General features: G+C 70.2%; 13 protein-coding genes. 5 read left to right on the top strand and 8 right to left on the bottom strand.

Annotation, left to right across the window (positions count from 1 at the left end; translation table 11 throughout):
- Positions 1-13: 13 nt before the first annotated feature.
- The 3 genes from FHW79_RS11340 to FHW79_RS11330 form a co-directional block, all read right to left on the bottom strand.
- On the bottom strand, positions 14-1,081 hold the full coding sequence (locus FHW79_RS11340) for an HD domain-containing phosphohydrolase (protein WP_183179014.1): 1,068 nt from the start codon (positions 1,079-1,081) through the stop codon (positions 14-16).
- Positions 1,082-1,155: 74 nt separating this feature from the next.
- Positions 1,156-1,851: a response regulator gene (locus tag FHW79_RS11335; RefSeq protein ID WP_247884304.1), complete on the bottom strand. Its 696-nt coding sequence runs from the start codon at positions 1,849-1,851 to the stop codon at positions 1,156-1,158.
- Between the two features lie 156 nt (positions 1,852-2,007).
- On the bottom strand, positions 2,008-2,178 hold the full coding sequence (locus tag FHW79_RS11330) for a hypothetical protein (protein WP_183179013.1): 171 nt from the start codon (positions 2,176-2,178) through the stop codon (positions 2,008-2,010).
- Positions 2,179-2,636: 458 nt separating this feature from the next.
- Between FHW79_RS11330 and FHW79_RS11325 the strand changes: the two genes are divergently transcribed.
- The 3 genes from FHW79_RS11325 to FHW79_RS11315 all read left to right on the top strand — a co-directional run bounded on the left by FHW79_RS11325 (position 2,637) and on the right by FHW79_RS11315 (position 4,489).
- On the top strand, positions 2,637-3,317 hold the full coding sequence (locus FHW79_RS11325) for a lysozyme inhibitor LprI family protein (protein ID WP_183179012.1): 681 nt from the start codon (positions 2,637-2,639) through the stop codon (positions 3,315-3,317).
- Between the two features lie 182 nt (positions 3,318-3,499).
- The gene (locus tag FHW79_RS11320) at positions 3,500-3,919 is read left to right on the top strand and encodes an organic hydroperoxide resistance protein (protein WP_183179011.1); all 420 of its coding nucleotides are present in this window, start codon (positions 3,500-3,502) and stop codon (positions 3,917-3,919) included.
- A gap of 114 nt (positions 3,920-4,033) precedes the next feature.
- Positions 4,034-4,489 carry a MarR family transcriptional regulator gene (locus FHW79_RS11315; protein ID WP_183179010.1) on the top strand — a complete coding sequence of 152 codons (456 nt, stop codon included), beginning with the start codon at positions 4,034-4,036 and terminating at the stop codon, positions 4,487-4,489.
- Positions 4,490-4,501: 12 nt separating this feature from the next.
- Here FHW79_RS11315 and FHW79_RS11310 read toward each other — a convergent pair whose 3' ends face one another.
- Positions 4,502-5,734: a plasmid replication protein gene (locus FHW79_RS11310; RefSeq protein ID WP_183179009.1), complete on the bottom strand. Its 1,233-nt coding sequence runs from the start codon at positions 5,732-5,734 to the stop codon at positions 4,502-4,504.
- 775 nt (positions 5,735-6,509) lie between these two features.
- On the opposite strand from FHW79_RS11310, the gene FHW79_RS11305 reads away from it, so the two are divergent.
- Both FHW79_RS11305 and FHW79_RS11300 read left to right on the top strand, forming a co-directional pair.
- Positions 6,510-7,370, top strand: a complete 861-nt coding sequence (locus tag FHW79_RS11305) for a helix-turn-helix domain-containing protein (RefSeq protein WP_247884303.1) — start codon at positions 6,510-6,512, stop codon at positions 7,368-7,370.
- Positions 7,371-7,439: 69 nt separating this feature from the next.
- A complete protein-coding gene (locus FHW79_RS11300) occupies positions 7,440-8,063 on the top strand; it encodes a hypothetical protein (RefSeq protein ID WP_348984113.1) in 624 nt (207 codons plus the stop codon).
- A gap of 21 nt (positions 8,064-8,084) precedes the next feature.
- Here FHW79_RS11300 and FHW79_RS11295 read toward each other — a convergent pair whose 3' ends face one another.
- From FHW79_RS11295 to FHW79_RS11280, 4 genes are read right to left on the bottom strand one after another with little or no spacing between them, the layout of a single operon-like run.
- Entirely contained in the window at positions 8,085-9,125 is a 1,041-nt protein-coding gene (locus FHW79_RS11295) for a DctP family TRAP transporter solute-binding subunit (RefSeq protein ID WP_183179006.1), read from the bottom strand.
- Between the two features lie 15 nt (positions 9,126-9,140).
- Positions 9,141-11,282: an adenylate/guanylate cyclase domain-containing protein gene (locus tag FHW79_RS11290; protein WP_183179005.1), complete on the bottom strand. Its 2,142-nt coding sequence runs from the start codon at positions 11,280-11,282 to the stop codon at positions 9,141-9,143.
- Positions 11,283-11,326: 44 nt separating this feature from the next.
- Entirely contained in the window at positions 11,327-11,854 is a 528-nt protein-coding gene (locus FHW79_RS11285; RefSeq protein ID WP_183179004.1) for a GNAT family N-acetyltransferase, read from the bottom strand.
- The gene (locus FHW79_RS11280) at positions 11,851-14,370 is read right to left on the bottom strand and encodes an MFS transporter (RefSeq protein ID WP_183179003.1); all 2,520 of its coding nucleotides are present in this window, start codon (positions 14,368-14,370) and stop codon (positions 11,851-11,853) included. The genes FHW79_RS11285 and FHW79_RS11280 overlap by 4 nt, the downstream gene beginning before the upstream one ends.

Raw genomic sequence — 14,370 nt, 5'->3', positions numbered from 1 at the left:
CGCGTCCTCCCGTCTAGCGGAATGCGGCGCCGTCCGCCCCGGTGAAGTCCGGGTCGGGATGGGCATTGTAAATGGCGAGGATCGACGTCCAGGCGCGCAGGAAGGCGTCGACGCAGGCCGGGTCGAAATGGCTGCCGCTGCGCTCGACGACGTAGGCCTTCGCCGTGTCGAGCGGCCAGGGCCTCTTGTAGGGGCGGGCGGTGGTCAGCGCGTCGAAGACGTCGGCGATGGCGACGATGCGGCAAGCCAGCGGAATTTCCTCGCCCCGCAGGCCCTTGGGATAGCCAGTGCCGTCGTACTTCTCATGATGGCCGAGCGCGATCTCCGCGGCCTCGCAGATGAGCGGATGCTCGCTGCCCTGCAGCACGGCGTAGCCGATCGCCGGATGCTCGCGCATCACCCGCATCTCGCTGTCGGTCAGCCGGCCGGGCTTCAGCAGGATGGCGTCGGGAATGCCGATCTTGCCGATGTCGTGCATCGGCGCGGCCTCGGCCAGCCGGGCGCAGTCGTCCGGGTCGAGGCCGAGGCTTTCGGCAATGACGCGCGAGTAGCACGCCATCCGCTCGATGTGCAGGCCGGTTTCCGGGTCACGATACTCCGCGGCGCGGGCGAGGCGGGCCACCAGCTCCTGCGCCTGCTGGCGGAGCTGGGCGGTCGCCTCCTCCACCCGGCTGCGCAGCACGGCGGCCTGGTCGCGCATCATCCGCTGGCCCAGCCGCAGGCGCAGCAGATTCTGCGCCCGGGCGAGCAGTTCCGGAACGATGATGGGCTTGGTCAGGAAGTCGGTGCAGCCGCTTTCAAGGGCGGCCACCCGCAGCTTCACCGACGTATCGGCGGTGATCATCACCACCGGAACGTCCGCGAGATGCCGCTGGGCGCGGATGCGCTCAAGCACGTCCATGCCGTCAAGGTCCGGCATCACATGGTCGATCAGGATCAGGTCGGGCGTGTTGCCGGCCAACCAGTCCAGTGCGTCCAGCGGACTGCCCATGCCGATGGGCTCCGCGTCGTCGATCCGCCGGATGACCGCGCTGGTGATGAACAGCGTGGAGGGATCGTCATCGACGATTACAACCTGCATTTTTGCGCCCGCCCCAGACCACCATTTCGGGTATCATTAGGAAATGATACACGGCAAAATCTTAACGAATCTTGCTAAAATTGGTCATCCCGCATCTCGCTGTCGGTCAGCCGGCCGGGCTTCAGCAGGATGGCGTCGGGAATGCCGATCTTGCCGATGTCGTGCATCGGCGCGGCCTCGGCCAGCCGGGCGCAGTCGTCCGGGTCGAGGCCGAGGCTTTCGGCAATGACGCGCGAGTAGCACGCCATCCGCTCGATGTGCAGGCCGGTTTCCGGGTCACGATACTCCGCGGCGCGGGCGAGGCGGGCCACCAGCTCCTGCGCCTGCTGGCGGAGCTGGGCGGTCGCCTCCTCCACCCGGCTGCGCAGCACGGCGGCCTGGTCGCGCATCATCCGCTGGCCCAGCCGCAGGCGCAGCAGATTCTGCGCCCGGGCGAGCAGTTCCGGAACGATGATGGGCTTGGTCAGGAAGTCGGTGCAGCCGCTTTCAAGGGCGGCCACCCGCAGCTTCACCGACGTATCGGCGGTGATCATCACCACCGGAACGTCCGCGAGATGCCGCTGGGCGCGGATGCGCTCAAGCACGTCCATGCCGTCAAGGTCCGGCATCACATGGTCGATCAGGATCAGGTCGGGCGTGTTGCCGGCCAACCAGTCCAGTGCGTCCAGCGGACTGCCCATGCCGATGGGCTCCGCGTCGTCGATCCGCCGGATGACCGCGCTGGTGATGAACAGCGTGGAGGGATCGTCATCGACGATTACAACCTGCATTTTTGCGCCCGCCCCAGACCACCATTTCGGGTATCATTAGGAAATGATACACGGCAAAATCTTAACGAATCTTGCTAAAATTGGTCATATGCGGGTGAAAAAGCCGCGGCCGGACGGTCCGGCCGCGTGCAGGGGGATTTCCCGGCGGGAGGTGCCTCAGCGGGCAGCGGTCAGGCCGCCGTTGGCCGGGGCGCCCGGACGGCTGAAGGCCGCGACCAGACGACGGAACAGGCTGCGCAGATAGGCGGCCCGCAGGGCTTCCGCCTGGCGGCGGATGTTGCGCAGTTCCGTGGACGACAGGGGGGTAGCGAAGCGATCGGCGTTCATGGCTGTCCTCATGGCGGCATCAAGGGCCGCGGTTCGATGGGAATGTCTCTGGCGGTGTCGCTCGGGCGCCGGGCTCGGCGGCTGACCACGGAAGTGGCCTGCGCGATGCCAGGCGAAAGGGCGGTGCTGCCTGCCTGGATATATTGACACCACCATCCCGGAAGACGACGCGCCGATAACGCATGGCTTCCATTACTTTGATGCAGCGCACAAACAAGAATAAAGTGGCGCATCATCTTTCAAGGACACAAGTTTTCGCAGCGCTGTTAAAAGTGTTCATCGCAGCGCTGTGACGGTGGAGACTTATGCAGCGCTGCGAAGCGCGGATTTCCTGCCTTCCCGGCGCGACAGGAACACAGCGGATCGATGATCCCCGGAGGACGGGTTGACCGCACTCCGCCGCCGCGGCAAAGTCGGGGGCCACCCCTCGAAGGGGTGTCCGTCGAAGGGGAATTCTCATGCTCCGCCCAGCGCTGCTCGCCCTTGGCCTCCTGGCGCTGCCGACCGCCGCAACGGCGGCGGGCTTTCCCTGCGCCAAGGCAACCACCCCGACGGAAAAAGCGATCTGCGCCGATCCGGCGCTCTCCGCTCTGGATGGGCGGCTGGCCGCGACCTATCGCACCGCCCTGGAGCGCCTGTCGGGCGCCAGCCCGGAGGAGGGCGCCGCCGGGGCCGCCGTAAAGGCCGACCAGCGGGCGTGGCTGCGCGAGCGCGATTCCTGCGGCACCGACCCTGCCTGCCTGCGCCGCGCTTATGACGGGCGCGTGGCGGTCCTCTCCTTCGGCACCGACCCGGCCACACCGCCGTCACCCATCGCACGCTATGTCGGCCGCTTCGACCACAAGGGGTTCATCGGCATCACCGCCCTTGCCCTGCGCGACGGGACGGTCGCCGTCAGCGTCAGCGGCGCGGAGCCCACGGCGGGACGCTGGGTGTGCGACTTTTCCGGCGTCGGGCGGCTGGACGACCGGGGGCGGCTGTTCGTCGGCCCCCCCGACGCGGAGGGCGGCGGCCTGATCCTGGTCGCGGAGGAAGGCGGAGAAATCATCATTCCCGACCTGGAGCCCAACCGCGCCGCCAGCGGCTACTGGTGCGGCCACAACGGCAGCTTCATCTGGAACTACCGACGCGCCCGCTGATCCGCACGACCTTGCGAAGCGCGTGCCTCGGCGCCATTCCGACGATGCATTGCGCGCAATCCAATGACGCATAACCTGAAACATTGCGCGCAATTCAATTTTGCGCGATAGTCCTCTTCGACAACAAGCGGCAACCCGCTTCCCCGATCGAAACGATCCATCTGTTCGAAGGAGTGCATGCAATGAAGATCCTCTACACGACCAAGGCGACGGCCACCGGCGGGCGTGACGGCAAGGCGGAGACCGACGACGGCCTGCTGTCGGTGGCGCTGGCCGCCCCGAAGGAGCTGGGCGGCAAGGGCGGGGCCACCAACCCCGAGCAGCTGTTCGCCGCCGGCTATTCGGCCTGCTTCCTCGGCGCCATGAAGTTCGTGGGCAACCGCGACAAGATCACCGTTCCGGCGGACGTGACGGTGACCGCCCAGGTCGGTATCGGCCCGCGCGACGACGGCGAGGGCTTCGGCATCGCGGTGGACCTCACCGTGTCGCTGCCTGGGCTGGACAAGGCGGTGGCCGAGGATCTGGTGGCCCGCGCCCACAAGGTCTGCCCCTACAGCCATGCGACCAAGGGCAACATCGCGGTGAACACGGCCATCGCGTAACGGGCGCATAACAGGGTTTCATGCTTGCGGGCCTGTTGCGTGCCATATCCCCATGCGCTATGGGGTCGCGCGCAACAGGCCCGCGATGCGTCCCTGGCTGGGAACCCCCGAACGATGAGCACCGAGAACGACAACCCGCTTCTTCTGGCCAATCAGGCCTGCTTCGCCCTGTATTCGGCGAATCTGGCGATGACGCGTGTCTACCGTCCGCTGCTGGAGGCGCTGGAGCTGACCTACCCGCAGTATCTGGTCATGCTCCTCCTCTGGGAGCAGGACGGCCAGACCATGAAGGCGCTGGGGGAAAGGCTGTTGCTCGACAGCGGCACGCTGACCCCGCTGTTGAAGCGGATGGAAGGGCAGGGGCTGGTCACCCGCGGGCGCGACCCGGCGGACGAGCGGCTGGTGCGCATCCACCTGACGCCGCAGGGTGCGGCGCTGCGCGAGCGGGCGGTGGCGTTGCCGGAGCACATCGCGGCGGCAGCGAACTGCCCGCTGCCCGACCTCGCCGGTCTGCGCGACGCGCTCCTAAGCTTGCGCGACGCGCTGAACGCCGCCGCCGACCGGGACTGATCCGGTTGCCCGTCAGCCGGCCTCGGCCATCGGCAAGCGGGGCGGTTCCTCGGTCAGCCGCTTGGCGCGGCGGGCGCGGGTTTCCACCGTCGCAGCGGGGGTGACCGGCACGAAATCGGTGGGCCGGCGGTCGTCGCCGGTGATCGCCCGCATGGCCGCCACGTTGGCGCTCTCCACGGCCTGCGCCTTGCGCACCTGGGCCAGGAACTTGGCGCTGGGCAGCATCACGTAGGTGATCCCCTCGATGCGGGCGCCCACCTTGTCGTAGAGCTTCTCCGCGCTGGTCAGGATGCCCTCCTCGACCAGGGCGTCCACCGCGGAGGTCACCGCGCGCAGCGTGTCGCGGCGGCGGCTCCACACATTCATGCCGCTGTTCTTGATGATCTCGTCCGCCGACAGGGTCATCGCCTTGGCGCCCAGGTCACCCGGCGCCTCCGCCCCCGAATAGTCGTACTCGGCGCTGAGACGGTTGTAGAGCCAGCGCGACACCGGGCTTTTCAGCCGCATCAGCCATTGGTAGCTGACCGGCTTGAACTCCAGGTTCCGGATGGCCGAGGAAACCAGCGGGTTGAACTGCAGGTGGGTCTCCTCGTCGCCCCCCTCGTCGCCGATCAGATCCGGGCGGGAACGGATGGCCAGCACCGGAAAGGCCGTTGATTCCAGCAGGTTGGCCCCGCGGCCCTTCTTCACGCCCTCCGCCGGCTTGCCGATGATGATGCGCGAGCGCGCCAAGATGGTCAGCGATTCGCGGATGTCGCGGATCGACAGGGTGTGGCCGACCGCCTTCAGTTCGCGCTGAATCTCGTAGAGGGTGAAGCGCATCTGGACCTTGTCGCGGTTCTCGCCGCCCAGCGACAGGCGCGAGCGGTCCATGGCGAGACGGCGCACCACATGCTCCACCACCTGCTCGCGCTCGGCGGGGAAGACCTCGTATTCGATCTCGGTCTGACCGTCGGCCTGGGCGGCCCCGTCGTCGCGGCTGACCTGGTCGCGGTTGACCATCTTGGTCAGACGGGCGGGCTGGATGGTCAGGTGGAAGGTGCTGCCGTGATAGGTGAACTCGCGCTTGATCGACGCGACGAAGTTGCCCTTCGCCGGCGCGGTCTCCGCGGACCGTCCGCCGTCGCGCGAGGCGAAGACGTAGCGCGGCGCCAGATCGTACAGCGCGATCAGGTGCGACTGGGAGCGGTCCTCCAGCTCGAACAGAACCAGTTGCAGAGCGCCGGGTGTCGCGATCTTGCTCATCCAATCCCTCCTTGCCCGGCTATGACCATGCGGCGGCGGACGCGCCCTGACAACCGCTTCGTGACGGGCGACCTCCTTCGGTATGGAGCCTTTGCCCGCGCCTATGGAGCGATAGCCCGCGGGTATGGAGCAACAGCCCGCGCTTTCCCGGCATGGCGTTGACATCTTTCGACTCTGTCCGCGACTCCGTCCCCCGATGCGAATCGCTCCGTGCCAACGAAGATCCAGGCGAGGAGCAAAGCGCGGGCTATCGCTCCATGGCCGCGAGTCTCCCCGCGAGTCGGAACTCCAGGGGGTGGAGCGGGGAAGCGCGAGCAAAAGCTCCATCCCTTGCTCGCCACCGGCTTACCACCAGGGGCGGGTGAAGAGGGCCGAGTGCGGGCATTCGCTCCATACCCGCGGGCTATCGCTCCATGGCAGGCGGCGGATCGTCCGCCGAACCGCGGGCTGTTGCTCCATGTTCGGGCCCGCCAACCGCGGCCTGTGGCTCCATGCGCCAGATTCCGGAGGCGCGGGCTATCGCTCCAGGGGCGCGGGTTTCCGCTCCAGGATTCCGATTCGGCGATGAAGCGCGGGCCATCGCTCCATATCAGCGGGCAAAGGCTCCAGGAGCGCGGGCCGGGGCTTCAACGGCGCGGGTTAACGCTCCATGCCCGGCTATGGAGCGATTGCCCGCGGTTTGAAGAGCCGCGCGCTGCTGGGAATCCTGATCCGCAAAGCCACCGGCCCGCCGTCCGTGCGGAGCCGGTCCCGATTGCCTTGCGGAGACCGCATCATGACACCCCGCGACGACACAGCATTGGACGACACACCGGACTCCGGTCCGCCCTCCGACAGCGGCCGGTGGGGCCGGATTCCGGCTTGGTGGCTCGGCCACCCCGCCATCGACGCCGACGGTCTGGCCGTGCTGGCGGCGCTGGCGACCTACGCCAACGCCCGCGGCGAATGCTGGCCGTCCCAGGCGACCCTCGCCGCCGCGCTGAAGCGCAGCCGCAGCACGGTCAACCGCATCCTCGGCCATCTCGCCGAGGCCGGGGTGATCGCGAGGGAGGCCCGCCGCTCCGCCTCGGGCGGTCGCCTGTCCTGCCTATACCGGTTGCGGCTGGCCCCCGGCGACGGAGCGATTCCGGCGGCCGGCGCCGAAGACGGCCAGACCAACCACCCCCCTGTGCAGCCGCCGGGCAAGGATGTCGCCCCCGCCGACTCCCCTTGTGCGCCGGTGCGACAGAAACAGCCGGAATCCGAACAGACTCCGGACTCGCACGCTTCGCGCGGACCCGCCCAGGCGGTGCCGGACGGTTGGACCCCCGATACCGAGGACCGCGCCTGGGCCGAAAGCCGCTTCACCGGGGTGGATCTCGACCGTCACGCCGAAGGGTTCCGCTTGCGCTGCCAAGCCCACGGCTATCGCTACCGCGATGCCGGAGCCGCCTGGAAAGCCTGGCTGACCCAGGACGCCGCCGCCGGCAAGGCGCCGATGCTCCGGTCTGCGGGCCGCACCGCCACGGCAAGGCCGACAACCACCATGCCCGTGCCCGAACAGAAGCTCGGCGCCTGGATGGCCGCCGCGGCGAAGCTCACCGCAAGCCACGGCACCAACGACGGTGCGCAAACCCATCCGAAAATCTGGAGCTGAGGACAAGCCATGGCCGCGCAGCCGCGATCCACTCCCCCCGGGGCTCCAACCCCATCGGTCGTAACGCATTTGCCGTCCCGTCCGCCGCTTCCCTTCGATCCCGCCGCTCCGGTCCACGAGCGCGGGCTGGCTCTGGCCTCGGCGCTTCCGGTTCCGCTCAGAAACCTTCTCGCCGCTGGGCGAGTGGAGCGCCGGCCGCGCTTCGGCGACCGCGGTTTCGATGGGCTGACCGAGGAGTGGAGCCCGCCCGACGGGGTGACCGGCCAGCACGCCCTGATGGCGCGGCGCGCGTTCGACGAGCTGACCGGCTCCATCCTGGCCCCGGCATCGCCGGACCATCTGCTGGCCCGCGTCCTGGCCCTGCTCAGCCATTACCCGGCCAAGGGAACCGCTCCGGAGGTGGAGCATCTGGTCGCGCTCGACTGGGCGGAGGATCTCGGGGAATTCCCGGCCTGGGCGGTCGACGCGGCGGCGCGGACCTGGCGCCGCACGCAGAAATGGCGCCCGTCCATCGCGGAGATGCGGGCGCTGTGCGAGGAGGCCTGCGCGCCGGAATGGGCGCTGGCGCGGCGGCTGTCGGTCATCGCGGCGGCGGGAAGCGCGCCCGGAGACGAGGCTGGCGGGGGAATCGGCCACGGCCGCGCCGGACGGCTGCGCGCGCTGGCCGGGGGAGCGGTCCGGCGCATGGGATGAACGGACCCCAGGCTGGGCCGCCTACGGCATCCGCTCCTCGCGGATCGCCCGTTCGAAGGCGGCCAGCATCTCCACCCCCTCGGCACCGAACCGCCGCTCGATGGCCTGCCGCACCGCGGGCTGGGTCATCTTGCGAAACGCCTCCGCCTCGCGCGGGGTCAGCGTGTGGACCTCCATGCGCTGCGCCAGCGGCGGCAGGCCGCGGTCCGAGGATTCGATCAGGCGGCTGAGGCCGCGGCTGGCGACGACGCCCAGCCGGGCGCCGTTCATCACGGCCGCGCGGTCGCTGGGGGCGAGGTCGTCCAGGAACTTGGCGTTCATCACCCAGACATAGGGGAGGAACAGGTGGTTGCTCAGCGTCAGGTGGCGCTGCACCTCGTCGAAGCGGGCAAAGCGGACGATCGGCACCGGATTCATCTGGCCGTCCACCGCGCCGGTGCCCAGCGCGTTGTAGAGGTCCGACCAGGCGACGTTGACCGGTGTGCCGCCCAGGCTGCCGATCATGGTGCGGTGCGTCTCCAGGTCCATGGTGCGGATCTTCAGCCCCTTCATGTCCTCGGGCTGGCGGATCGGGCGCTTGGAGTTGGTGATGGTGAACAGCCCGCCCGGATCGCCGAAGCCCAGCACGGCGACGCCCGCCTTGCGCCGGATCTCCTCGGCCAGCCGGTGGCCGAAGGGGCCGTCGAAGACGTCGTAGGCGTTGGCGACCGAGGAATAGGCGAAGGGCAGGTCGATGACCGCCAGCATCGGGTAGAGCGGCGCCACCCCGCCGACCGAGGAGATGGCCGACTGGATGGTCCCCTGGCGGACCAGCTTCACCGCGTCGCCGTCGCGGCCCATCTGGCCTTCGGGAAAGATCTCCACGCGCACGCGCCTCTCGGTCGCCACCTCCACATGGTTCTTGAAGACGATCGCCATGGCTCCGGCGGTGTTGTCGAAGGCGTCGTTGCGGTTGGGGTGGGCCAGCTTGATGACCGTCTCGGCGGACACCCCGGCGGCGGCGAGCGCCAGCGCCAGTACCGTGCAGGCGGCCATCAGCCGCGCCGTCCATCTGCGTTTCATCGCGTCCTCTTCTGGCTACTTGGTCTTGAAATGCTCGGCGGGGTCCCAGCCGCCGCCGGGCGGGTCGGCGATCAGCCGCTCGCAGCGCGCGATGTAGAGGCGGGCCAGCGCCGCCACCTCCGGCTCGCCGGCCAGCGGCCGCAGCAGGTCCAGCGCGGCCGACCAGCGCCGGCCGCGGTAGAGCGAGACGGCGACGTGCCACTGGCGGCACAGGTCGTGGATCTCCGGGGGGCGGGCGAAGGCCGAATGCGGGTCGAGCGCGCCGACCAGCTCGAACAGCTCGATCGGCGCCGACAGGCCCGAGGGCACGGCGAGATCGACGGGCCGGAACAGGAAGCGCCCGCGCACCGCGTGCTCGACCGCCCCGGTCACCAGGATGCTGGTGCCGTAGACCTTGTTCAGCCCCTCGATGCGGGAGGCGAGGTTCACGTGGGAACCGAGCGCGGTGTACTGCATGCGGTCGGAGGAGCCGACGTTGCCCACAACCACCTCCCCCAGATGCAGGCCGAAGCGGGTCGGCATCGGCGGCAGGCCGGCGGCGAGGCAGGCGTCGTTGATGGCGCGGTTGACCGACAGGCAGCCGAGAGCGGCGAGGCAGGCGTGCTCCGCATGGTCGGGGTCGGGGCGCGGCGCGTTCCAGAAAGCCATGATGGCGTCGCCGATGAACTTGTCCACGGTGCCGCCATGGCCGTGGATGCAGGCGGTCATCCGCTCGAAATAGGTGGTCAGCCGGTCCAGCACCTGCTGCGGCGGCATGGCTTCGCTGGTCGCGGTGAAACCGGCGATGTCGCTGAACAGGATGCTGAGGGGGCGCGTCTCGCCGCCCAGCTCGCCGCCGTCGCCGGTCACGATGATGTCGCGCACCAGCGCCTTGGGCACATAGGCGCCGAAGCGGCGCAGCCCGCCCTTCATGGCCTCCACGGCGCCGGCCAGCTCCGCCACCTCCTGCACGCGGGTGCGGACGGCGAAGCGGCCGGTCAGGTCGAAATGGCGGATGCGCTTGGTCTCCGACACGATGTCCTGCATTGGGCGGGTCAGCCGGTGCGACAGCCAGAGCAGCAGCAGAACCGAGACCGCCAGCAGCCCGGCGCCGATCACGACGATGCGGTAGGTGGCGCGGCGCAGCGAACCGACGAACTCGTCCACCTCCACCGCCACGCCGACGGTCCAGCCGCCGCCGATCCCGTCGGCCAGGGTCGCGAACTCGACGATGTAGTCGCGGCCCTGCGGCCCCAGCGGAGCGATGAAGCGGTCGCCGGCCCCGCTGTTGCGACGCTCCACCGCCTCGGCCAGCACCGGGTCGGGGAAGGTCGCGGCGGTGTGGAGCGCCGCCGCCGCGCCGCCGCCGCCGACCAGCAGGTCGGCCCGGTTGTGGCAGATCACCCGCCCGGTGCCGTCGATCACGAACACCGCTCCGGACGGCCCGATGCGCAGGGCGTCGAGCCGGGCCGCCAGCCGGTCCAGCGAGACGTCGGCCCCGATGGTGCCGATGGGCACTCCGTCGTCGGTGGCCATCCGGTAGGAGACGGTGACCACCGGGCGCCGGGTCGCCGGCAGGACGAAGGCGTCGGACATCACCGCCGCCCCGGTCTTCTGCGCCGCCGCGTACCAGGGGGCGGTGCGCGGGTCCTCCGTCGCCTCCGCCCGCTCCACGCCGGTGACCTGCCCCCAGGAGCGCAGGTAGAAATAGGAGTCGGCGAACCGGCCCGAACTGGAATCCTGCATGCGCAGGGCGAGCGCGCTGCCCGGCGGCGGTGCTGCGGGGCCGAAGCGCCCGCCGTCGGGGGCCAGCCGCGCCATCTGGAAGAAGGCGCCGTCCCCGGCGAAACCGACATAGAGGGAGGCGAGCTGCGGCAGGGTGGCCAGGGCGTCGGAGAAGTAGCGCAGCGATTCGATGCGGCGCAGCCCGTTCCGGTCGATCCGCCCGAACCCGGCCATCGCCTCGGCGACGCGGGCCACCGGACTGACCAACCCGTTCAGGTCGTTGGTGACCGTCTGGGTGGTGCGCGCGATGGACTGCGACGCCACCTCCAGCGCGGTGCGGGAGTTCTCGTGATAGAGGTAGCTGAGCATCACCGCGATCAGCGGCACCGTCGTCAGCAGGAAGACCAGCGCGATTCCCACGCGCAGGCGTATCCGGTACGGCGTTTGGGACATCGTGCGATCTCCGGAAGGCCAAAGGAGCGGTGACAAGGGAAGCCTCAGCCGCCGGGTTGGGCGGACAGGTCGCGGACGAAAAGGAGGCGGTCGTGCCCGTCGTGCTTGGGCTTGCGCGCGAAGACGCGCATGCCGACCGACAGCATCCCGCGCACGCTGGCCGTGTTCTCGGGCCGCACGGTTGCGAACCAGTAGCGGTGCCGGTCCGCCGGCAGGACCCCTTGGGCGGCGGTTTCGATCAGGCGCCGGTGCAGCCCCTGCCCGCGCCGGTCGGGATGAACCAGGATGCCGGTGAAGTGCAGCGCCCGGTCGAGGTCCACGTCCGGAAGGCCGTAGTCGCGGCCCAGATTGTGGGCGGCCTGGACGGGAAACTGCACGGCGAGGAAGGCGGCGAGCGTACCGTCGGTCAGGGCGCCGAGCACCACCCCGCGGCCGCTTTGCGGTCCGGCCAGCATCTCCGACAGCTCCGCCTCGGTGAGCGGGTGCATCAGGGGGCCGCAGGCCTCCCGCTGCAACTCCAGGACGGCGCCCAGCGCGTCCGAAGGCAGAAGGGCGAAGCGCAGGCCGGTCATCGCCCGCCCTCCGCCCGCGTCCGCCCGGTGCGGTGCGGGACGGTCCGCCGCCACGTCAGAAGGGCGAACAGCAGAAGGCTGCCGGCGAGAAGCCCGCCGATCATTCCCACCCCCTCCGGGCCGGCGCCCGGCGGGACGGCGGCGGCCAGCGTGCCGAACAGCAGCGGCCCGGCGGCCTGCCCGAGCTTGCGGGTGTTGACGTGCAGGGCCAGCACGGAATCGCGCCGCCGCGCCTCGCGCGCCGCCAGAAGCTCGGCATGGCGGATCTGGGCGGACAGCCCGAAGCTCTCCGCGAGGCCGATCAGGAACACCGTCGCGAAGGCCGTCCACAGCGACGCCTGGAGACCGAACAGGGCCAGCGCCCCGGCGATCATCGCCGCGGACAGCAGCGTCACCCCGGGAATCGGCAGGCGCCGCGCCGCCATGCGGGTCAGCAGCGGACCGGCCAGCACGACGCACAGGCCGTGCAGCAGGTAGGCGCGGCCCACCGTCGCCGACGACAGGCCGAGGTCCGCGATGAACAGCGGCAGATAGAAGGGCAGGAACATCGCCGCCACCGCGGTGGGCAGGGAGATCAGCGCCAGGAACAGAGGCACCTTGATGCGCCGCCGCCGCGGGTGAACCGTTCCGCACGGCGTGGGAACCGCCGCCGGCGCGCAATGCGTGCCCGGCGGGACGGCTCCGGGCAGGCGGGGAACGCCGAAAGCGGTGTAGAGCAGCGCGGCAACCGGAATCACGGCACCCCCGGCGAACACCGTCACCGGCCCGTAGGTGGTGGAGAGCAGGGCGCCCGACACGGCCCCGCAGTTCACCCCGGCATACATGCCGGCGAACAGGCCGGATTGCAGAGCGGAGGCATCGCAAACGCCGCGCAGCCGCCCGATCAGGGCGTTCGCGGCGATCAGCCCGGCCATGCCGCCCGCACCGCTCAGCCCGCGGGCCAGCACGAACAGCAGCGGGTCGGCGGCCACCGCCGCCACGGCGGCCAGCGCCATTCCCGCCGCCGCCGCCGCGAAGCCGGCCAGCGAGACCGCCCGCCAACCGAAGCGCCCGGTCAGCCGCCCGGCGGCCAGCGCCGCGGCGACCCCGCACAGCATCTCCGCCGTCAGCGGGGCCGCGGCCATCTGGGACGGCGACAGCAGCGGAAAAGGGGCTCCGCCGAAGCTGGTCATCAGCAGCGGGACGAAGGACACCGGTAGAAAGGCGCCGAAATACATCAGGAAGGCCGAAAAGCGGATGGAGCCGGCGAAATCGCCGATCACGCCCAGGGCGGGCCCGGCCGGTTCGGCCCTTCCGTCGCCCGAGCGGCGGGCCATCCGGGTCCGCCCGCCGAGCACGCGGTCCATCTCGAACATGAACAGCAGCGAGGTGACGAGGATGGTCGCCATGTCCAGACCGAACTCGGTCAGCTGCGCGGCCACCCGGTCGCCGTCGACCACGGCCACCAGCTCGCGCGCCTCGCCGCTGCGGTCCTGAGCGAGCGGCCAGCGCAGCGTCACGTCCGGCATGTCCGACAGGAAGGGAACGCCGGTCATCATGTGGCGGGCGTCGTGGCTCGGCGGGGTGACGCCGGGGAGGGCCAGCTCGATGGTCCGCAGGGTCGGCATGCTGGCGCGGATGCGCTCGAAATAGCCGTCGACCCCGGCCAGCGCCCCGTAGTCGAGCCCCCGGCGGACCACCGACTCGACGTCGTTGCGGATCATCCGGGCGACGATCTGGGTCGCCTGTTCGGCGGCCTCCAGATGCGCGGTGGAGATCAGCGTGTAGCATTCCGCCGCCGCCGCGGTCTGGGCGGCCAGCATCGCGCCGAGCGCCAGCAGCCGGCGCAGGCGCTCCAGCCGGACCCGGCGGCCTTCCGACGCGCGGCGCAGGCCGAAGGCCATCACCAGACCGGTCAAGCCGAGGAAGCCGACCGTTCCCAGCCCCGTCCACAGAAGCTGCGGCAGGGTGCGGTCGCGGAACTCCTCGACCCGGTCGTCGACCCGGGCGCTGTCGGACTGGATGATCAGGAAGCCGGCGGGAGCCTCCGCTTTCCGCTCGTCCTGGTCCGCCTCGCCGGGGTTGCGGATCGGCAGATAGAGGGTGTAGGTGCCATTGTCGGCATCGTGCCGGAACCAGTGGGGGCGCCGCTCCAGCTCGGCGCGGGCGCGGCGCAGGGTGGCCTCCGGCATCGGCTCCACGGGCCGACCCCTGGCGATGGCGACGACGCGCCCGTCCGCCACCGCCACCCCGATTCCCCGCGCCCAGGGCAGGTTGGCGGCGAGCTGGTCGAGGATCGCCTCGAGCCCGTAGAAATCGTCCAGCGGCTTGCCGTAGCCCAGCGCGTCCTGGACGTTCTCGACGGTCTTGCCGCCGACCACCGCGAAGGCGGCCATCAGCGTGCCCGCGTGGTTCTGGCGGAAGGAGCCGAGATTGATGCTCAGGCTGAAGGCGAGGGTCACCCCGACCAGAAGCACCGACACCAGGAAGGCGCGAAGGGGGCCAGAGCGGCCTTGCGCGGCGCCGGACGAGGCCAT

It is taken from the genome of Azospirillum sp. OGB3 (assembly GCF_014192915.1).
GTDB lineage: Bacteria > Pseudomonadota > Alphaproteobacteria > Azospirillales > Azospirillaceae > Azospirillum.
This window is presented reverse-complemented; position numbering and strand designations above follow the sequence as displayed.

Bases quoted from the DNA above. Each gene is read 5' to 3' on its own strand.
- FHW79_RS11340 (WP_183179014.1), bottom strand. From the start codon at position 1,081: ATGCAGGTTGTAATCGTCGATGACGATCCCTCCACGCTGTTCATCACC.
- FHW79_RS11335 (WP_247884304.1), bottom strand. From the start codon at position 1,851: ATGCAGGTTGTAATCGTCGATGACGATCCCTCCACGCTGTTCATCACC.
- FHW79_RS11330 (WP_183179013.1), bottom strand. From the start codon at position 2,178: ATGAACGCCGATCGCTTCGCTACCCCCCTGTCGTCCACGGAACTGCGC.
- FHW79_RS11325 (WP_183179012.1), top strand. From the start codon at position 2,637: ATGCTCCGCCCAGCGCTGCTCGCCCTTGGCCTCCTGGCGCTGCCGACC.
- FHW79_RS11320 (WP_183179011.1), top strand. From the start codon at position 3,500: ATGAAGATCCTCTACACGACCAAGGCGACGGCCACCGGCGGGCGTGAC.
- FHW79_RS11315 (WP_183179010.1), top strand. From the start codon at position 4,034: ATGAGCACCGAGAACGACAACCCGCTTCTTCTGGCCAATCAGGCCTGC.
- FHW79_RS11310 (WP_183179009.1), bottom strand. From the start codon at position 5,734: ATGAGCAAGATCGCGACACCCGGCGCTCTGCAACTGGTTCTGTTCGAG.
- FHW79_RS11305 (WP_247884303.1), top strand. From the start codon at position 6,510: ATGACACCCCGCGACGACACAGCATTGGACGACACACCGGACTCCGGT.
- FHW79_RS11295 (WP_183179006.1), bottom strand. From the start codon at position 9,125: ATGAAACGCAGATGGACGGCGCGGCTGATGGCCGCCTGCACGGTACTG.
- FHW79_RS11290 (WP_183179005.1), bottom strand. From the start codon at position 11,282: ATGTCCCAAACGCCGTACCGGATACGCCTGCGCGTGGGAATCGCGCTG.
- FHW79_RS11285 (WP_183179004.1), bottom strand. From the start codon at position 11,854: ATGACCGGCCTGCGCTTCGCCCTTCTGCCTTCGGACGCGCTGGGCGCC.
- FHW79_RS11280 (WP_183179003.1), bottom strand. From the start codon at position 14,370: ATGGCCTCGTCCGGCGCCGCGCAAGGCCGCTCTGGCCCCCTTCGCGCC.